This window comes from Corynebacterium sp. LaCa_205 (assembly GCF_057458085.1).
On the sequence record NZ_CP190931.1, the window covers coordinates 1,644,544 to 1,663,010 of the forward strand.

At 57.1% G+C, this 18,467-nt stretch carries 16 protein-coding genes; 6 read left to right on the forward strand and 10 right to left on the reverse strand.

Annotated features, from left to right (window positions below; all coding sequences use genetic code 11):
• Window positions 1-66 precede the first annotated feature (66 nt).
• From ACP8J1_RS07965 to ctaC, 7 genes are all read right to left on the reverse strand, one after another.
• Window positions 67-696, reverse strand: coding sequence for a C40 family peptidase (locus tag ACP8J1_RS07965; protein WP_023021178.1), 630 nt, complete (start codon window positions 694-696; stop codon window positions 67-69).
• Between the two features lie 970 nt (window positions 697-1,666).
• Window positions 1,667-3,289 carry a cytochrome bc1 complex cytochrome b subunit gene (qcrB, locus tag ACP8J1_RS07970; protein WP_023021177.1) on the reverse strand — a complete coding sequence of 541 codons (1,623 nt, stop codon included), beginning with the start codon at window positions 3,287-3,289 and terminating at the stop codon, window positions 1,667-1,669.
• The gene (gene qcrA, locus ACP8J1_RS07975) at window positions 3,289-4,509 is read right to left on the reverse strand and encodes a cytochrome bc1 complex Rieske iron-sulfur subunit (RefSeq protein ID WP_023021176.1); all 1,221 of its coding nucleotides are present in this window, start codon (window positions 4,507-4,509) and stop codon (window positions 3,289-3,291) included. Before qcrA ends, qcrB begins: the two co-directional genes overlap by 1 nt.
• Entirely contained in the window at window positions 4,506-5,393 is an 888-nt protein-coding gene (qcrC, locus tag ACP8J1_RS07980) for a cytochrome bc1 complex diheme cytochrome c subunit (RefSeq protein ID WP_034655431.1), read from the reverse strand. The genes qcrA and qcrC overlap by 4 nt, the downstream gene beginning before the upstream one ends.
• A gap of 53 nt (window positions 5,394-5,446) precedes the next feature.
• Window positions 5,447-6,058 carry an aa3-type cytochrome oxidase subunit III gene (ctaE, locus tag ACP8J1_RS07985; protein WP_432417960.1) on the reverse strand — a complete coding sequence of 204 codons (612 nt, stop codon included), beginning with the start codon at window positions 6,056-6,058 and terminating at the stop codon, window positions 5,447-5,449.
• Between the two features lie 545 nt (window positions 6,059-6,603).
• Window positions 6,604-7,035: an aa3-type cytochrome oxidase subunit IV gene (ctaF, locus tag ACP8J1_RS07990; protein WP_023021173.1), complete on the reverse strand. Its 432-nt coding sequence runs from the start codon at window positions 7,033-7,035 to the stop codon at window positions 6,604-6,606.
• A gap of 19 nt (window positions 7,036-7,054) precedes the next feature.
• Window positions 7,055-8,128 (reverse strand): aa3-type cytochrome oxidase subunit II, encoded by a 1,074-nt coding sequence (gene ctaC, locus ACP8J1_RS07995; RefSeq protein ID WP_023021172.1) that lies wholly within the window; start codon window positions 8,126-8,128, stop codon window positions 7,055-7,057.
• Window positions 8,129-8,516: 388 nt separating this feature from the next.
• On the opposite strand from ctaC, the gene asnB reads away from it, so the two are divergent.
• Window positions 8,517-10,439 carry an asparagine synthase (glutamine-hydrolyzing) gene (asnB, locus tag ACP8J1_RS08000; protein WP_023021171.1) on the forward strand — a complete coding sequence of 641 codons (1,923 nt, stop codon included), beginning with the start codon at window positions 8,517-8,519 and terminating at the stop codon, window positions 10,437-10,439.
• Window positions 10,440-10,505: 66 nt separating this feature from the next.
• Here asnB and ACP8J1_RS08005 read toward each other — a convergent pair whose 3' ends face one another.
• Window positions 10,506-10,850 carry a HesB/IscA family protein gene (locus tag ACP8J1_RS08005; RefSeq protein ID WP_005324455.1) on the reverse strand — a complete coding sequence of 115 codons (345 nt, stop codon included), beginning with the start codon at window positions 10,848-10,850 and terminating at the stop codon, window positions 10,506-10,508.
• A 141-nt stretch (window positions 10,851-10,991) separates the two neighbouring features.
• On the opposite strand from ACP8J1_RS08005, the gene ACP8J1_RS08010 reads away from it, so the two are divergent.
• Complete coding sequence (locus ACP8J1_RS08010; protein WP_023021170.1) at window positions 10,992-11,684, forward strand: DUF3043 domain-containing protein; 693 nt, start codon at window positions 10,992-10,994, stop codon at window positions 11,682-11,684.
• Window positions 11,685-11,696: 12 nt separating this feature from the next.
• Window positions 11,697-12,491, forward strand: coding sequence for a nicotinate-nucleotide--dimethylbenzimidazole phosphoribosyltransferase (locus tag ACP8J1_RS08015; protein WP_023021169.1), 795 nt, complete (start codon window positions 11,697-11,699; stop codon window positions 12,489-12,491).
• Window positions 12,492-12,499: 8 nt separating this feature from the next.
• Here ACP8J1_RS08015 and ACP8J1_RS08020 read toward each other — a convergent pair whose 3' ends face one another.
• Complete coding sequence (locus ACP8J1_RS08020; RefSeq protein ID WP_023021168.1) at window positions 12,500-13,597, reverse strand: branched-chain amino acid aminotransferase; 1,098 nt, start codon at window positions 13,595-13,597, stop codon at window positions 12,500-12,502.
• Window positions 13,598-13,700: 103 nt separating this feature from the next.
• Between ACP8J1_RS08020 and ACP8J1_RS08025 the strand changes: the two genes are divergently transcribed.
• The 3 genes from ACP8J1_RS08025 to thiC all read left to right on the forward strand — a co-directional run bounded on the left by ACP8J1_RS08025 (window position 13,701) and on the right by thiC (window position 17,969).
• On the forward strand, window positions 13,701-15,188 hold the full coding sequence (locus ACP8J1_RS08025) for a leucyl aminopeptidase (RefSeq protein WP_023021167.1): 1,488 nt from the start codon (window positions 13,701-13,703) through the stop codon (window positions 15,186-15,188).
• A 38-nt stretch (window positions 15,189-15,226) separates the two neighbouring features.
• On the forward strand, window positions 15,227-15,763 hold the full coding sequence (locus ACP8J1_RS08030) for an isochorismatase family protein (RefSeq protein WP_023021166.1): 537 nt from the start codon (window positions 15,227-15,229) through the stop codon (window positions 15,761-15,763).
• Window positions 15,764-16,187: 424 nt separating this feature from the next.
• On the forward strand, window positions 16,188-17,969 hold the full coding sequence (thiC, locus tag ACP8J1_RS08035) for a phosphomethylpyrimidine synthase ThiC (protein ID WP_023021165.1): 1,782 nt from the start codon (window positions 16,188-16,190) through the stop codon (window positions 17,967-17,969).
• Here thiC and ACP8J1_RS08040 read toward each other — a convergent pair.
• A complete protein-coding gene (locus tag ACP8J1_RS08040; protein ID WP_023021164.1) occupies window positions 17,961-18,371 on the reverse strand; it encodes a hypothetical protein in 411 nt (136 codons plus the stop codon). The genes thiC and ACP8J1_RS08040 overlap by 9 nt on opposite strands.
• Window positions 18,372-18,467: the final 96 nt, after the last annotated feature.

Below are 18,467 nucleotides of genomic sequence, written 5' to 3' on the forward strand. Positions count from 1 at the left end.
GCGGGTTTTACCCCCTAATGCACAACAAAGCCCTCCCACGGAAGGGAGGGCTCTATCCGCTGCCTATTAGAAGCGGACAGCGGAGTGAATCGGCATGTAGTTCATGTCGCGCTCCTGAACCGGAACACCGGAGTTCAAAGCGTCAATGATGGTGCCGTGGCCGGTGTAGATGCCGACGTGGGATGCACCACCGTAGTAAGCGATGATGTCACCCGGCTGCAGCTGATCCAGCGGTACCGGAGTACCAGCGGAGGCCTGTGCCTGAGAGGTACGCGGAATCGGCTTGCCAGCCTGAGCGTATGCCCAGCTGGTCAGGCCGGAGCAATCGAAGGCGTTCGGGCCTGCAGCGCCGTAAACGTACGGGGAGCCGATAACGGAGCGAGCTGCTGCCAGCGCCTTCTGACCCACGGTCTGCTGTGCCGGAGCTGCCTGCTTGTGGCCGGCGGGTGCATAGGTGGTGTTCTGCTGGTCAGAAACCTGGCCCAAAGACGGAACGTAGCGGTCAATGTTCGGGACCTGGTCAATGTTCGGGACGGTTTCCAGACCTGCTACCTCGAAGCGGTAGTCAGTATTAGGTACGACGACCTCTGCCGCCTGTGCTACGCCTGGCGCAACGACAGCTGCGGTGGCAGCCAATGCTGCGGTAGATGCGATTCGACGGGTGTTCTTAATGCCCTGACGACGGTGCTGTGCCATGAGAAAAACTCCAAATCTTCCTGCGCGCCTACTTCTCTACTAAGAGAAGCTCTGACCCTGGGGGACTAGCGTTCGTTGGAAATCCGTTCCTTTAGGAATTCCTCCACTCGGCCCCTCAGTAGGAGGAGCCAGATGCGGCGCTGTAATTCTTCTGTTTAGATTGAGCACCTTTTCGGGCGGTAACTCAATGTCTCAAATAGGTTACGAAATCATTACAACCGATGTCCATTCGCTCTACCCAATTTCGCTTTGTTATCGGTTCGTTACCTTCCCTTGACCTAGACGAGACTTATCGCCCATAGAAGGAAATAAGTTCACCGCTAGCAGAACCTATAAACCCACTAGCTGCAAAAATGTCAAAGCTCAGACCACACCTCCTCAAAGCAGCACGTTCGCAAAGCAGACACTCAACAATTAAGTGAGTCCTAATTTGTGACTTTAGCCACTAGCGCCTTTGGTGGCCCTATTCAGCCTTAAATTGGCCCCTTCTACTCCACCGCAAGGTAGCTCCTTCACGGCAGTCGCGCCTCCCTACATAGCCGGGCAGTATCGGCCTCTCGCCGCGTACAGATCTTTAACCGAAACCCATAGTGAAGGTCACCGCGAGACTAGAAAATAGGGCGTAACTACAAGGAACTTGAGAAAGCCCCTACAAGAAGCAGCATCGAAGCCTGACTGCCCGTAGGGACAACGCCAAACGAAAACAACAAGCCTGGCTATGAACGCCTGCCGAGGAACTCCATGGACTTCTCACGCGTTTATCGTCTAAACATTGCTCCTCCATGCTCCAAGGCCGCTCACCGCGCAGGGGCTCCATTCCAGTACTCTTTCTGCGCTTCGGCATTACACCTCAATAACAACAGCACCTAGAGAAGTATTGGCCCAGCAAAACGCAAAACCCACCCTTGCTCCTTCAGCAGGAGCAGGGTGGGTCTATGAGCGTGTTTCGAGTAATCCTCAGGACAAGGTCTTAGATGCGGCCGTTTTCCTCGTCCTCGCGGCGGTTAGCCTCGTTGAGGCGACGGAACATCTCCGCTTCCTCATCGTGGTTATCCGAGTGGATTTCATGGACGCGGTGCATGAGCGCCTCATCGTCAGGGCTAAAGGTGCCCTGAGTCTCGGAATCCGCCAAGCCGAGCTGGTTGAGCTGCTTTGGAACCTGAGCACCTGCGTACTCGAGGGGAACTGGGTGACCATCGGCATCAACCGGGCCGAGCGGCTGGTGAACCTCAATGAAGGCACCATTCGGCATCTGCTTGATAACGCCGGTCTCGATACCGTGCTCCAGAACCTCACGGTCAGAGCGCTGCAGACCAACGCAGATGCGGTAGGTCATGAAGTATGCAATCGGAGGCAAGATGATCAAGCCGATACGACCAACCCAGGTCATCGCGTTGAGCGAAATCTGGAAGAAGTGCGCTACGTGGTCGTTACCACCGGACAGCGTGACCAGCAAGAAGAATACGATGGCAGCTGCGCCGATAGCGGAACGGGTAGGAACATCGCGCGGACGCTGCAATAGGTTGTGGTGTGCATCGTCACCGGTGAACTTCTTCTCCAAGAATGGGTATGCCATAAGCAGTACGACCATCAGACCACACAGCAGAGCAACCCAGAACGCGGAAGGAATGGTGTAGTTGCCAATGTAGAGCTCCCAAGCTGGCATGACACGGGCAACACCATCAGTCCACAGCATGTAGATATCCGGCTGAGAACCGGCGGAAACCTGGGACGGGTTGTATGGTCCAAGCGTCCAGATGGCGTTGATGGTCAGCAGACCAGACATCAGAGCGAGTACGCCGGCGACCATCATGCCCATGCCAATTGCCTTGGTAGCAAAGACCGGCATAATGCGGACACCAACGACGTTGTTCTCGGCACGGCCCGGTCCCGGGAACTGGGTGTGCTTCTGGAACCAAACCATAATCAGGTGGGCAGCAATCAGACCGAGGATGATGCCCGGAATGACCAGAACGTGCAGGATGTAGAAACGGTCCAGCATCAGGTCAGACGGGAAGTCACCGCTGAAGATTGCCCAGTGCAGCCAAGTGCCGATAATAGGCAGGCCGAGGATGATGGCGGACATGATTCGCAGACCAACACCGGAAAGCAGGTCATCCGGCAGGGAGTAACCGAGGAAGCCCTCGATCATGCCCAGCAGGATGAGTGCGCAGCCGATGATCCAGTTTGCTTCACGTGGACGGCGGAATGCGCCGGTGAAGAAGATGCGGAGCATGTGAGCCACCATGGACATCATGAACAGCAGGGCTGCCCAGTGGTGCATCTGGCGCACAAACAGACCGCCACGAACCTCAAAAGAGATGTCCAGCGCAGTGGCGTAGGCGCGAGACATTTCCACACCGTTCAACGGTGCGTAGGTGCCGTCGTAAATGACCTTCGTAATGGAAGGGTCGAAGAACAACGCCAAGTAGATACCGGTCAGTACAAGAATGATGAAGCTGTACAGCGCCATCTCACCGAGCATGAAGGACCAGTGGGTCGGGAAGACCTTGTTCAGCTGAGTCCTCAGCACACCGGCGGCGCTATAACGCTCATCCATATTGTTGCCCATTTGGGCGAGTTTATTGCTCATTATGACTTACGCTCCCAGAATGCCGGGCCGACAGGCTCAATGAAGTTGCCCTGTGCAACGAGGTAGCCCTCGTCGTCCACCGTGATAGGCAGCTGTGGCAGTGCACGGGCTGCAGGACCGAAGACCGGCTTGCCGTAGTGCAAAGCGTCGAACTGCGACTGGTGGCATGGACACAGGATTCGGTTGGTCTGAGCCTCATAGAGAGAGGTCGGGCAACCGATGTGAGTACAGATCTTGGAGTAGGCGTAGTAGTCGCCGTGGTGGAAGTCTTCTTGACCTTCGCGCTCGATGGCCTTCTGCGCATCGTTGTGACGCAGTCGGATCAACATCACGGCGTTGCGGTTGCCGTGAATTGAGTGCATGTGGTGCTCGTAGACATCGCGCTCGGCATCGTACTTATCGCCATCGTTGACGTCTTCTTCTGCCAGCGGGAAGACGGTCTCCATACCGCCTGCTGCCAGATCCTCCGGACGCACGCGAACCAGGCGGGTAACGCCCTTGGTGCTGTAGTGCTCGCCGGTTTCACCGGAGTGCTTCTCAGCGATGGTACCGGTGTCGCGGGCCAGGTAAAGCTTGACACCTTCATTATGAAGGGTCCAGCCGGAGGTCCACAGAGTTCCGTCACCGGCGTAGTTCAGGTTGTGGCGAACCTTCCATGGGTTCTTGATTGCGCCGCCCAGCGGTGCAATCACAGTCAGGCCGAACAGAACGCCGGCTCCGCCCAACAGCCCCTGAACGGTCTTACGGCGACCAAGGGTGGAAGTCTTCCAAGAATCATTCAGCAACGCGGTCAAGGTACGACGGTCAACCTCTTCGGAAGGACCGTCATGGCGACGCTGTACGGAAATCTCCTCTGGGAGGATCTTCTTAACGTACTGAACAATGGCGATACCCAACGCACAAATTGCTAGTGCGGCGGTAATACCCAGCAAAGGAGTGTAGAGGGTGTGCCAAATGTGGCCCTCCTCCCCTAGCTGCTTGTACTGCCACGGCCAGAACAGGTAAACGCCGAGGAATCCCAGCCCGCCGATGACCGACAGGAAAAGCCAGATGGCGACGTTGCGGCCCGCACGCTTTTCAGCCGGGTCGCCTTCAACCGGGAAGCGCTCCTTGCGGAACGCGACGGTGACATCATCGAGCTCGGTACCTAGAGCAGCGAGTTCATCGTTGCTCATCTTATCGAGCTCAGCATTAGTGTAATTCTTCTTTACATTGCTCATGAGCGCGATCCAATCCACATAGCGGCGGCGCACAGGGCGCTAATGCCGATAATCCACATTGCCAGGCCTTCCGCTACGGGGCCGAGGCTACCAAGGTCCCAACCTGCTGGGGAAGGAGTTTCCTTCGCAGACTTGAGGTAGGCAATGATGTCCTTTTTCTCGTCTGCAGTCAGCTGGCGGTCGGAGAACTTAGGCATGTTCTGCGGGCCGGTCAACATGGCCTGGTAAATCTCCTGCTCGCTTGCCGGGGCAAGCTCAGGAGCGAACTTACCGGAGGACAGCGCGCCACCCTGGCCGGTGAAGTTGTGGCAAGATGCACAGTTCATGCGGAAGAGCTCAGAGCCCTTCGCTACGTCTTCTGCTTGGATTTCGCCATTGTAGTTAGCACCACGCAGGGATTCCTGGGCAACGCTTCCGTCATCGTTGTAAACGATGTCTGCGCCGCCACCATTGGCTGCTACGTATGCAGCCAATGCCAGAGTCTGCTGCTCGGTGTAACGCGGAGCCTTGCGCTCTGCCTGCGCATCGTTAGACATCATTGGCATACGGCCAGAGTGCACCTGGAAGTACACGGAACCAGCGCCGATGCCAACGAGGGACGGACCGCGGCCTTCGATGCCCTGCAGATTGGCACCGTGGCAAGTGATACAAGCGGTGTCATAGATGTCCTTGCCCTCCTGAACGAGGGCTTGGTCATCTTTTTCCGCCGTGGCGACCTGTGCGTCTGGGGTCAAGGCAGAAGCCAAGACGCCCGCACCGGACAGGCCAACCGCCAAAGCGAAGCCACCGGCGATGGTGCGCTTCGCCTTGCGGCGACGGCGGGTCTTCTTAGCCGCCGCAGTGGTCTGCTCCACTGCCACGGACTGCGAATTGTTATCCATCATTTTCCTTTAGATAACTCGAACACGGGAGGACTGTTTGGGGATAGTGGCCAGATCTACTGGACCAAGTAAATAACGGTGAAGACGCCGATCCACACAACGTCAACGAAGTGCCAGTAGTAAGACACTGCCATTGCGGCGGTCGCCTGCGCCGGCGTGAACTTGGACTTAGCAACGCGCGCCAGGATGATTGCAAAAGAAATCAGACCCGCGGTCACGTGCGCAGCGTGGAAGCCGGTGATGATGTAGAACACCGAACCGAAGACGCTGGACTGCACAGTCACACCTGCGTGAATCAACTCGGTCCACTCGAATGCCATGATGCACAGGAACACAACGCCCAGTACCAGCGTCACGGTGTACCAGAGTCGAAGCTTGTAAACGTCACCCCTTTCTGCGGCAAACACGCCGAACTGAGAGGTCACAGAAGAAGTAATCAGCACTGCCGTAATGAGGAAACCCATGGGCAGGTTGATATGGGCGGTGTGCTCCGCCCAGTCGCCTTCTTGACCGTTTGCTCGCGAGGTGAACCACATCGCGAACAGTCCGGCAAAGAACATCAATTCCTGAGACAGGAACACGATGGTGCCCACACTGACCATATTTGGTCGGTTCAGTGAGGCAGCACGTGGTGCTGTCATACCTTGGTTAGAAACTACGCTCGTCACAGAGGCCATTATGGCTGTTCTGGGCGGCAAAGTCACCTCGATTCCCCCCGTTATCACTATTCATTTTTGATGCTTTAGCCAGCAGACGTTCAGCCAGTTCCCTGCGATATTTTTATTTTTTCCGCCGGGAACTTTTTGCTCTGCTTTACGACGCCCCATCGATGCAGGTGACAACACACGACGCCCCACGCTTAGAAATTCCCGAGCGCCCCCACCTCAGTAATTCTGACCTGTAGATGCATTAACAAGTACGTGGGATTTATACTTTCTGGAGAGATAAATCACACCCACTCAGCACCCCAAACCCGCAGGTCTACAACTTTCGGTCGACCCCCGCGAAAAGATGCCTCTACGTGGCCGAATAGCACAGACGGTTAGGAAACTTCCTTGTTGGATGTGCGGCCACTACCCCACCTCCTAAAAGTTTTTTGGAATCTAGGGAACTTTTTGGCGGAACATCCGACTACCGATCGCCAAAGCCCTCCTAGCTTCCAAAGCTAGGAGGGCGAAGAAGTTTTAGGCGGGGATTTCTTCAGAGTGAAGAATTAGTGCTTTTCCTTTGGCAGACCGTACTGCAGGGAAAGGCCGGTACATGCTGCGATCAGGCAGACAGCGCCGAGAGCGATCAGCCAGAAGTAAAGGAAGATGACACCCAGGCCAAGGAGCGCGATAGCACCGGTCATAGCCAGCGGCCAGATGGAGCCTGGAGAGAAGAAGCCTAGGATGCCAGCCGCGTCCTCGGTCTCTGCCTCTTCCCAATCCTCTGGCAGGACGTCGCTGCGGTTATCGGTGAAGTGCAGGTAAGCACCGAGCATCATGCACAGCAGGAAGGCAAGGAACATACCCACGATGCCAACCCACTCGGCACCATACAGGTAGCCGTCGTCCTTAACGAAGGTAACGCCGAAGATGTAGACAATCAGCGAGACAAGAAGGTAGGTCGCGATTGAGTAAAAGACTTTCGATGTTGCACGCATTGTGTTGTGTCCTTATCTCTTATGCCGCCGTGTTGACGAAGTTGTCACCATTAGCGGTATCACGCTCGCCGGAGAACGGGTGGGTGGTAACCGCGTATGGGTCCTGACCGATTTCCTTGAGAGCCTCGGCGTTGGTAGCTTCCGGATTGTTCTCGCGGAACTTCATGTACTTGTTGAAGTCCTCTGGGGATACAACGCGGATTTCAAAGTTCATCATCGAGTGGTAGGTACCGCACATCTCGGCACAGCGACCAACGAATGCGCCCTGCTTCTCAATCTTTTCCACCTGGAAGCTACGCTCCTGAGCGTTTGCCTCTGGGTGTGCGTAGACGTCGCGCTTAAATAGGAACTCCGGTACCCAGAAAGCGTGGGATACGTCGCCAGAAGCGAGACGGAATTCAATCGCGGTATCGGAAGGAAGAACCAGAACCGGAACCTCTTCGGTAGTACCGACGGTCTCAATCTTGTTGTAGTTCAGGTAAGAAAGGTCGCCCATGGACTTGCCGTGGATTGGGTTCGGGTTATCGATACCCTCTGGGTCGTGAGCAGACTTTTCTGCCTCGGCCTGACGTTCCTTATCAGCACCGTCATAGTTCTCACCGTTAACGTGGTTCTCCGCGTAACCGAACTTCCAGTTCCACTGGAAAGCGGTGACGTCGACGACGACCTTCGGATCCTTATCCAAGGCGGTAACCTTCTGCTGGGTCTGAACGGTAAAGAAGAACAGGCCCATGATAATGAGGATCGGAACGATGGTCAGAACCATCTCAAGCGGTACGTTGTACTGAATCTGGCGCGGGAACTCGCCCTTGCCATCCTTCTTCGCCTTCTTCGCGCTCCAGCGGAAGATAGCGGTGAGGAACAGGCCCCACATAATAAAACCAACGATCCACGCAGCAACCCAGACCCAAATCCAGAAGTTGTACATGGCCTCTGCCTCAGGGGTAATACCCTTTGGCCAACCGAATCCCAGGAGGTTCTCTACAACAGTTGGCGCCTGAACGTCACAACCTGCCAGAGCGAGTCCACCCAGGGCAAGTGCGCCAGCTACGCCCGCCTTGCGGGCAAAGGTGCGCTTATTACGCTGTCCCACGTGTGTTCTGCCTTTCTGTCCACACAAAACTTCTCGAATACTCACAGAGCACTCTTACCCAATCAGAATAGAGGAAAATTGCCAGATTCCCAGCCTGTTTAAAGGCATAAAAGGGCACCTAGTGCGCTCATTTCATATTCTCCTTCTTGTAGGTTACCGCCCCACCTGCACAATGTTCCAACCGGACCCTAAGGTTCTAACACGGCCATGTGTGTCAATTCACAGCTTGCCCGGGGATACATCAACCGAAAGTTCGCACCCTATCGGGGAAGCTATTTCCAAGGCAGCCAACAGCTTTCCTTAAGCCGTGGCGTGTTCTAGTTTGCACCTCTCGAGCCGTAAAGTGGGTGACTAGCAATAGACGCTTATATTAAGGAGCAATCTTTACATGTGCGGACTTCTTGGCATGCTCGCCGCCACGGGCGACGTAGATAAGTACGTTGACGCGCTAGAACGTTCCCTGCCTTGCATGCGCCACCGCGGCCCAGATGCGGCAGGCACCTGGCACGACGGCGATGCTGCCTTTGGCTTCAATCGCCTGTCCATCATTGACCTAGAACACTCCCACCAGCCCCTTCGCTGGGGTCCGGAGGACCAGCCTGACCGCTACGCCTTGACCTTCAACGGCGAAATCTACAACTACGTAGAACTACGGGAAGAGCTCAAGGGCCTCGGCTATACCTTCCATACCGAAGGCGATGGTGAGCCTATCGTGGTGGGCTACCACCACTGGGGCAAGGACGTGGTCAACCACCTGCGCGGCATGTTCGGCATCGTCATCTGGGACACCCACACTAAGACGATGTTTGCTGCCCGCGACCAATTCGGCATCAAGCCGCTGTACTACGCCACCACCGACGCTGGCACTGTCTTTGCCTCCGAGATGAAGTGCATTCTGGAAATGGCAGACGAGATCGGTCTAGAGCTCAACCTTGACCGCCGCGCCATTGAGCATTACGTCGACCTGCAATACGTCCCGGAGCCGGAGTCCCTCCACGCGAATATCCGCCGCGTGGAATCCGGCTGCACCGTTACCCTTCGTCCAGGCGAAGAGGTTGTCTCCGAGCGCTACTTTAAGCCCCGCTTCCCTGTTCAACAGGTAAAGCAAGGTGAAGAGCAGCAACTCTTTAACCGGATTGCGGAGGCGCTGGAGGATTCCGTAGCTAAGCACATGCGCGCCGACGTCACCGTAGGCTCCTTCTTGTCGGGCGGCATTGACTCCACAGCTATTGCCACCCTGGCTAAGCGCCACAACCCTGATCTGCTGACTTTCACCACCGGCTTCGAGCGCGAGGGCTACTCTGAGGTCGATGTCGCGGCAGAGTCCGCGGAAGCTATTGGCGTGGAGCACATCGTCAAGATTGTCTCCCCGGAGGAGTATGCCGAGTCCATCCCGAAGATCATGTGGTACCTGGACAATCCGGTAGCTGACCCTTCGCTGGTGCCGCTCTATTTCGTGGCCCAAGAAGCCCGCAAGCACGTCAAGGTTGTTCTTTCCGGTGAGGGCGCGGACGAACTCTTTGGTGGTTACACCATCTATAAGGAGCCACTGTCCCTCGCTCCCTTTGAGAAGATCCCTTCCCCACTGCGCCGAGGGTTGGGCAAGCTCTCCCAGGTGCTGCCAGAAGGCATGAAGGGCAAGTCTTTGCTCAACCGTGGCTCGATGACCATGGAAGAGCGCTACTATGGCAACGCACGTTCCTTCAATTTTGAGCAGATGCAACGGGTTATCCCGTGGGCGAAGCGCGAATGGGACCACCGCGAGGTAACTGCGCCCATCTACGCGCAGTCCGAGGGCTTTGACCCGGTCGCACGCATGCAGCATCTCGACCTATTTACCTGGATGCGCGGTGATATCTTGGTCAAGGCCGATAAGATCAATATGGCCAACTCGCTTGAGCTTCGCGTGCCCTTCTTGGACAAGAAAGTCTTCAAGGTGGCCGAGTCCATCCCTTATGACCTGAAGATTTCCCACGGCACCACCAAGTACGCACTCCGCAAAGCCATGGAGCAGATCGTCCCGTCCCATGTTCTGCACCGCAAGAAGCTGGGCTTCCCTGTGCCGATGCGCCACTGGTTGGCCGGCGACGAGCTCTACGGCTGGGCCCAAGACACCATCAACGAAGCCCAGACCGAGGACATCTTCAATAAGAAGGAAGTTCTCGAGATGCTCAAGGAGCACCGCGACGGCGTCTCCGACCACTCCCGCCGTTTGTGGACCGTACTGTCCTTTATGATTTGGCACGGCATCTTTGTGGAAAAGCGCATCGATCCGCAGATCGAGCAGCGCGACTATCCAGTCAAGCTCTAAGAGCCTTCCACACATACACAAGAGGGTGGGTGCCATCGGCACCCACCCTCTTTGCTGTCCTTCTTTTTAGTTGAAGGAATCGCCACAGGCGCAAGAACCGGTGGCATTCGGGTTATCGATGGTAAAACCCTGGGACTCGATGGTGTCAGCGAAGTCAATCTTGGCACCGGTCAGGTAAGGAACGGACATCTTGTCCACGACGAGGTTTACGCCGCCTACCTGGTCGACCTTGTCACCATCCAAGGTGCGATCATCAAAGTAAAGCTGGTAGCGCAGGCCAGCGCAGCCGCCAGGCTGAACGGCAATGCGCAGGGAGAGATCGTCGCGGCCTTCCTGATCAAGCAGCGCCTTTGCCTTAGCGGCTGCTGCTTCAGTCAGAATGACGCCGGTTGCGGAAGCTGGAGCGGTCATCACTTCTCCTCAATAAGTATTGGTTTCGTTGCCACTACCCTACCCGCTTCTTTCAGGTGGGAAAAGGTAGCCCACTGCTACAACATCTACTGGGCCGGGCCTATTCCCCTATTCGCGCCTAAACCTTGTAGTGTGAGGAGCGTGAAACTCCCGTGGCAAAAAGATGACAAGACCTCCACTGAGCCCGCTCCTGCGCAGGACAAGGCGCAGGAAGAAGTTCAGAAAGAGCCCCAGCGCAAGGGCTATACCCCACCGAAGGGTCGTCCTACGCCAAAGCGCTCCGAACAAGAGATCGCGCGCGGCGTAAAGCGCGATCCTCATGGCATGTCCGAAGCACAGCGTTACCAGCACCGCAAGGACATGAAGAAGTCCATGAGCAAGGACGAGTGGAAGGAATATAAGAAAAAGGAGCGCCAAGAGCGCCAGCAGGCCAACCGTGAGCAGCAGGCCCGCATGGCTGACGGTGATCCGCGCTTCCTTCCCGCTCGCGATCAGGGCGCAGAACGCGCCTATGTGCGCGATTGGGTAGATGCGCGCCGCAGCTTGAGCAATTGGGTTATGCCAATGGCCCTAGTTCTCATCGTGGTCGTGTTCTTGACTTACGCGGTACCAAGCATCGCGACGGTCATTAACGCGGTGGCGATGGTTATCCTCATTATCTTTGCCATCGAGGGCATCATCTTGGCCCGCCGCTGCAATAATGCCGTGCGTACCAAGTTCCCTGGCACCACTGAAGCCGGCTTTAGCCTGGGCTTTTATGCATATTCCCGCGCCAGCCAGCCGCGCAAGTGGCGCATTCCGCGCCCCCGCGTGGAGCTCGGTGCTGACGTTTAGGGAGATGTGCTCATGGCCATTCCGCAGCCCGATTCTCAGGCACGTACCGCACACGACGCACAGCTCGCGCCTTATGGGCGCCTGACCGAAGCCGCCCAATGGCTAGCCGCCTGCCAAGGCAGCGCCCCCGCTCAGGAGCCGCAGCGTATACGAGCCATCGTCTTTGCTGAGCAGGAGCCCCAGCTACCGGCTCCCGAGACCGCTGCGCGTCGGGCCGGGGCCGGACTGAATGTAGTCACGGTGACGGATCTATCCCAGGCATATGACTTGGGAGCCGCTACCGCAGATGCGGAAATTGATGCCGGTGCGGACCTACTGATTCCCGGCGGCGTGGAAAGCGCCCGCGTCCCCGCCGTGGTCATGGCGACGATGACGCAGACGGAGCCGGTAGTGATCGTCGGCAAGCAGCCCAGCGTGGAAGACTGGAAGCGAGAGGTCTCTGCCATTCGAGATGCTATGTTCCGCGCCCGCAACCTCGAGGGCATGGAGCTCGTAGCCTCCTGCCAGTCTGCGGTGCTGGCCGCTGCGGTGGGGCTCATTACCCGAGCCGCGGAGCGTCGCACGCCTCTCCTTATCGATGCCCCCTTAACCGCAACCGCGGCGCTCCTTGCCGAGCGCGATAACCCTGGGGTGAAAGAGTGGCTCTTTGCCACTACCCTTTCCACCGCCCCTGCCCATGAGTTGGCGCTAAGAAAACTGGGCCTCCAGCCACTGCACCAACTGGCAATGGAGCCGGAGCCCACCCTCGGCGCCCTAGCGGCGCTGCCGATGCTACTTACCGGAGTCGAGATCGCCACAGACGCCTAAGCCGCGGCCTATTTCACCAGGGTATGCAGCCAGCCATGGGTATCTTCCACGGCACCGCGCTGAATTCCGGTTAGGTGCTCGCGCAAGGTCATGGTGATCTCGCCTGCTTCATTGCCATTGACCTGGAAATCGGCGGAATCGCCCAGCACGTGGCCCACCGGGGTGATAACCGCGGCAGTACCGCAGGCAAAGGCCTCCGACATTGCGCCGGATTCTGCATCGCGCTGCCATTCCTCGGCCGTAATGCGGCGTTCGGTGACCTTGTAGCCCAGGTCTTGGGCAACTTGCAGAAGAGATTCGCGCGTGATGCCCGGCAACAAGGAACCGGATAGTTCTGGCGTAACAATCTCCACATTCTCGCCGGAGCCATAGACAAACATGAGGTTCATTCCGCCCATTTCTTCGATGTAGCGGCGTTCAATAGCGTCCAACCAGACCACCTGGTCACAGCCCTTTTCATCCGCCTGAGCTTGGGCCAATAGCGAGCCCGCATAGTTGCCCGCAAACTTGGCCGCGCCGGTGCCGCCGGGCGCTGCGCGCACGTAGTCGGTGGACAGCCAGACGGATACCGGTTTGATGCCACCACTGAAGTAGGAACCCGCTGGGGAGGCTATAAGCACGTAGCGGTAGGACTTGGCCGGGTGAACCCCCAAGGAAACCTCGGTGGAGATCATAAAGGGACGCAGATACAACGCCGCTTCTCCACCGGCTTCCGGTACCCAGTCCTTATCTACTTCCACCAACTGGCGCAAAGACTCAATAAACTCCTCCTGCGGCAGCTCCGGCATAGCCAAGCGTTCAGCAGAGTTGATAAACCGCTGGGCATTATGGTCGGGGCGGAAGGTGGCAATGGAATCATCGGGCTGACGATAGGCCTTGATGCCTTCAAAGATTGCCTGCCCGTAGTGGAATACGTTGCTGGCCGGTTCCATTGTCATGGGCCCGTACGGTCTTACCTGAGCATCGTGCCAGCCCTTTTCTTCGGTCCAATTAATGGTGACCATGTGGTCCGTAAAGTGCTTGCCAAAGCCGGGGTTGGCGAGAATTTCGCTCAATTCCTCCGCAGACGTGGGATTATCGGTCCGAGTAATCGTGTAATCAAGCATGCCCACAATCTACCCCTTTATCTATAGCGAGGCAGGAATAAGTTCACCGCTGCGCGGTACAGTAGAGGGAAGATTGATAAGCCTTTTTATAAAGGAGGACACTATGGCACAAAACGAATTGCCCGCACGCGGTCACTTTCCCAAGCTAAAGCTGGGGAAGAAGGCTCCTAAGAAGGCGGACGCGCTACTAATCGCTGCGTTCCAGGGCGAAGGCGGGCTAGAACTGCCGGGTACCGAATTGCTAGGGGCTGCCGCACTTCGCTCCACCTATGAGGCACTGGTGGCCGTAGGGGCTTCCGGCACGGCCGGCGAGGTCACGCGCGTACCGGCTCCAGCTAAGGCTGGCGTAGCCTCCATCATCGCCGTGGGATTGGGCGAAGCAGAAGAAGTAGACGATGAAACGCTGCGCCGCGCTGCAGGCCATGCCGCCCGCTCCATTAACAAGATTGAACAGGTAGCTACCTCTCTGGGCGATTTTGGCATCGCCCCAGTGGTAGAAGGCCTCATCCTCGGCGGCTATAAGTACTCCGGCCTACGCAGCGAGCCATCTACGGTGCCCACCACCTTTACCGTAGTGGCCGAGAAGTCAGCCCAAGAGGAATTTGAAAACGCGAAGATTACCGCTGAATCCGTTCTTCTCGCCCGCGATCTGGTCAATTCTCCATCCAACCTGCTCTACCCAGAAAGCTACGCCGCTTTCCTTTCCGCCCAAGCAGCAGAGGCGGGCCTTGAGGTAGAGGTCTTGGATGAAAAGGCCCTAGAAAAGCAGGGCTTTGGCGGCATCCTAGCGGTCGGCCGTGGCTCTGCACGTCCGCCGCGTTTGGTCCGCTTGAGCTGGCGCCCGAAGAAGGCCAAGCGCCACGTCGCGCTGGTGGGCAAGGGCATTACCTTTGATACCGGCGGCATTTCCTTGAAGCCAGGCGCCAAGATGTGGGACATGATTTCCGATATGGGCGGTTCCGCCGCAATGGCCGCTGCCATCATCGCTGCGGCAAAGCTGAACCTCAAGGTGGGTATCACCGCTACCCTGCCACTGGCAGAAAACATGCCAGGCAGCGATGCCACCCGCCCAGGTGACGTCATCACCCACTACGGCGGCATTACCTCCGAGGTACTCAACACCGATGCGGAAGGTCGCCTCGTGCTTGCTGATGCCATTGCGCGCGCCAGCGAGGACAACCCTGACTACCTCATTGAAACGGCTACTCTCACCGGCGCCCAGATGGTTGCTCTAGGTGAGCGGACCGCCGGCGTTATGGGTTCCGAGGAATTCCGTGACCGCATGGCCGAAATCGGCCGCGAGGTGGGCGAGAAGGCTTGGGCCATGCCGCTACTGGAGGAACACGAGGAATCGGTAAAATCCGCCAGCGCCGATATCCGTAATATCAACGCTAAGCGTGAGGGCGGCATGGAATATGCCGGCACCTACCTCCAACACTTTGTGGGTGAAGGAATCGAATGGGCCCATATCGATGTGGCCGGCCCTTCCTTCAACACCACTGGCGCTTATGGATACACCCCAAAGATGGGCACCGGCGTGCCCACCCGCACGGTGGTAGCAGCCCTGCGCGAAATTGCTGAATTAAAGTAGCACCACAGCAGGCTTTATGCGATTAAACTCCTAAAGGCATGAAGCCTGCTCTGATTATCGTTGACGTTCAATATGACTTTTGCCCCGGCGGTGCCTTAGGCACCGAACGAGGCAATGAAGTCGCCGCCAAAATCGCGACTCTGCAACAGGATTATGACACCGTCGTAGCCACGCAGGATTGGCATATAGATCCGGGCTCTCACTTTTCGCAGAGTCCGGATTTTGTTGATTCCTGGCCCGTGCACTGTGTAGCCGAGTCCCACGGCGCGGCCATGCATGAGGCTATCGGGCCGGCCCAAGCCTACTTCCGCAAGGGCGAATACACCGCCGCCTATTCCGGATTTGAGGGTGCTGCTAACGGCACCCTGCTTGCTGACTGGTTGCGCGAGCACCACATCGATGCCGTAGACATCGTGGGCATTGCCACCGATCATTGTGTTCGTGCCACCGCTACTGATGCCCTACAGGAGGGGTTCACCGTCCGCGTTCTGCGTGACTATTGCTCCCCGGTAAATGAATCTCGCGGTGAGGTGGCGTTGCAAGAGTTAGCCGCTGCCGGCGCCACGATCTGCTAGGCAAAAGAAAACGCCTGCGGCCCTCGAACCGAAAGTGGTCCGAGGGCCGCAGGCGTCTCTCTACAAGGTGTTTCCATGTATCGGCAAAACAGCCGCCCTCTGGAAACATGAGGGGTTCTCTCTATCTCTCTCGCATGCGCTCTCTCAAACGCATAAATTCAGTATGGGTTACCGATATTGGATACGGGTGGAAGAATCCTGAAAGTTTCCTGTTGACCTAGCAGCCACATTCCTTCACCCTCCCACCAGGCATCACTAGGCCTAGACCAAATGCGGAAAACCCTGCGCTGGGTGAAGCGTTTGTTATACGGTGATCTGCGTCCCCACGGGTGCCCGAGCACGGGCTGAGAGTGCGCTACAGCTGCGTATCTACCGTTCGAACCTGTTTGGTTAATACCTACGAAGGAAGAGAGGAGAGCCTGCCATGACGGCTACCCCAGAAAACCACCCCAAGCATTCCTACTCCCCTATTCGACACAACGGTTTAGAGGTCCCAGAGACCGAAATCCACTTGGACGATTCCCCTCATGCCCCTAACGAGCCCTTCCGCGTTTACCGCACGCGTGGTCCTGAATGCGCACCGGAGCAGGGGCTTCCAGCGTTGCGCACCGAGTGGATTCAAAAACGCGCGGATACCGAAGAATACCAAGGCCGCAACCGAGAGCTCGCTGATGACGGCCGCGCCGCACAGCGCCGCGGTGCTGCCTCCCAAGAATGGAAGGGCTCTAAGCGCCTGCCGCTTAAGGCGAAGGCAGGCCAACGCGTTACGCAGATGCATTATGCCCGCCAGGGCATCATTACCCGAGAAATGGAATTTGTAGCTCTGCGCGAGCATTGCGATGCGGAATTCGTACGTCAGGAGGTCGCTCGCGGCCGCGCGATTATTCCCAATAATGTCAACCACCCCGAGTCCGAGCCCATGATCATTGGCCGCAAATTTCTTACCAAGATTAACGCCAATATCGGCAACTCAGCAGTATCCTCCTCCATCGATGAGGAAGTATCCAAACTGCGCTGGGCTACCCAATGGGGTGCGGATACCGTCATGGACCTGTCTACGGGTGACGATATCCACACCACCCGTGAGTGGATCTTGCGCAACTCCCCGGTTCCCATCGGCACCGTCCCGATTTACCAAGCATTGGAAAAGGTCAATGGCGTAGCGGAGGACCTCTCGTGGGAAATCTTCCGTGATACCGTCATCGAGCAATGTGAGCAGGGCGTGGACTATATGACGATTCACGCTGGTGTGCTTTTGGCCTATGTGCCTCTAGCTAGCAATCGCGTGACTGGCATTGTAAGCCGCGGCGGCTCGATTATGGCGGGCTGGTGCTTGGCCCACCATAAAGAATCTTTCCTTTACGAGCACTTTGATGAGTTATGCGAGATTTTTGCGCAGTACGATGTTGCATTTTCGCTTGGCGACGGCCTGCGGCCCGGCAGCCTAGCCGATGCGAACGACGCAGCCCAGTTCGCTGAGCTTAAAACGATTGGTGAACTTACCCGCCAGGCTTGGGAGTATGACGTCCAAGTCATGGTGGAAGGCCCCGGGCATGTCCCGCTCAACATGATTCAAGAAAATAACGAGCTCGAGCAAGATTGGGCCTCTGACGCGCCCTTTTATACTCTCGGCCCGCTAGTTACCGATATCGCTCCCGGCTATGACCACATCACTTCTGCCATCGGCGCCGCCCATATCGCTATGGGTGGCACGGCGATGCTGTGCTACGTGACCCCGAAAGAGCACTTGGGCCTACCCAACCGAGATGACGTAAAAACTGGTGTCATTACCTATAAGATTGCCGCGCACTCCGCGGACGTGGCCAAAGGTCACCCTGGCGCCCGTGCCTGGGATGACGCGATGAGCAAGGCCCGCTTTGAATTCCGCTGGAATGATCAGTTTGCGCTTTCCCTCGATCCGGAAACCGCGCAGGCTTACCATGACGAAACCTTGCCTGCCGAGCCAGCAAAGACCGCCCACTTTTGTTCCATGTGTGGCCCCAAGTTCTGCTCTATGCGCATCAGCCAAGACATTCGGGATATGTTTGGCGGGCAGATGGCCGAGCTAGGCATGCCAACGCTAGGTGAGCAAGTCCGCGAGGCCGTCGACGGCACTGCACCGGAGAAAGGCATGCAAGAAAAGTCTGCCGAATTCCGCCGCCGCGGCTCCCAGGTCTACCTACGTGAAGAGAGCGATCTAGCTTAATTCAGTCCCCGTATCGGGGTTCTCGCCGCGCTCGAACCGGGCGCGGCGTTTTCTTTGTTCTTCCCTTTTACGCAGAATGCGGTTTCGCTCCAGGCGTTCACGCATGCGCTGCGGGTAGCCGGTTTCTTCCACGTCATAAATATCGCAGCTCAATAATGCGGCCACCGCGTCGATACCCTTTGGCCCGCCGATGCGACGGCGGATGAACTCGCCGTTTTCATCGACAACGACAACCGACATCTCGTTGACCACTGTTTCCGGCTCCACAAAGGCCTCTACATACATTCTTCCGGCGGCCCACTGTTGCAAATCCTGCGCGTCTTCTGGGCGGATGGTCTCCCCCGGTCCGCGGGGTGGTCGCAGTGACGATCTGGACTTGTTGCGGCGGAAGGGGTTGAACATAATTCCCTAGCTTACCCGGAAGGAGGGTAGTTACTAACCCCACATCTGCACGAGGGTGAGCATCACGCTGTAAGATTGTCGGGTAGCGATAGAACA

Bases quoted from the DNA above. Each gene is read 5' to 3' on its own strand.
- ACP8J1_RS07965 (WP_023021178.1), bottom strand. From the start codon at position 696: ATGGCACAGCACCGTCGTCAGGGCATTAAGAACACCCGTCGAATCGCA.
- qcrB (WP_023021177.1), bottom strand. From the start codon at position 3,289: ATGAGCAATAAACTCGCCCAAATGGGCAACAATATGGATGAGCGTTAT.
- qcrA (WP_023021176.1), bottom strand. From the start codon at position 4,509: ATGAGCAATGTAAAGAAGAATTACACTAATGCTGAGCTCGATAAGATG.
- qcrC (WP_034655431.1), bottom strand. From the start codon at position 5,393: ATGATGGATAACAATTCGCAGTCCGTGGCAGTGGAGCAGACCACTGCG.
- ctaF (WP_023021173.1), bottom strand. From the start codon at position 7,035: ATGCGTGCAACATCGAAAGTCTTTTACTCAATCGCGACCTACCTTCTT.
- asnB (WP_023021171.1), top strand. From the start codon at position 8,517: ATGTGCGGACTTCTTGGCATGCTCGCCGCCACGGGCGACGTAGATAAG.
- ACP8J1_RS08005 (WP_005324455.1), bottom strand. From the start codon at position 10,850: ATGACCGCTCCAGCTTCCGCAACCGGCGTCATTCTGACTGAAGCAGCA.
- ACP8J1_RS08015 (WP_023021169.1), top strand. From the start codon at position 11,697: ATGGCCATTCCGCAGCCCGATTCTCAGGCACGTACCGCACACGACGCA.
- ACP8J1_RS08020 (WP_023021168.1), bottom strand. From the start codon at position 13,597: ATGCTTGATTACACGATTACTCGGACCGATAATCCCACGTCTGCGGAG.
- ACP8J1_RS08025 (WP_023021167.1), top strand. From the start codon at position 13,701: ATGGCACAAAACGAATTGCCCGCACGCGGTCACTTTCCCAAGCTAAAG.
- ACP8J1_RS08030 (WP_023021166.1), top strand. From the start codon at position 15,227: ATGAAGCCTGCTCTGATTATCGTTGACGTTCAATATGACTTTTGCCCC.
- thiC (WP_023021165.1), top strand. From the start codon at position 16,188: ATGACGGCTACCCCAGAAAACCACCCCAAGCATTCCTACTCCCCTATT.
- ACP8J1_RS08040 (WP_023021164.1), bottom strand. From the start codon at position 18,371: ATGTTCAACCCCTTCCGCCGCAACAAGTCCAGATCGTCACTGCGACCA.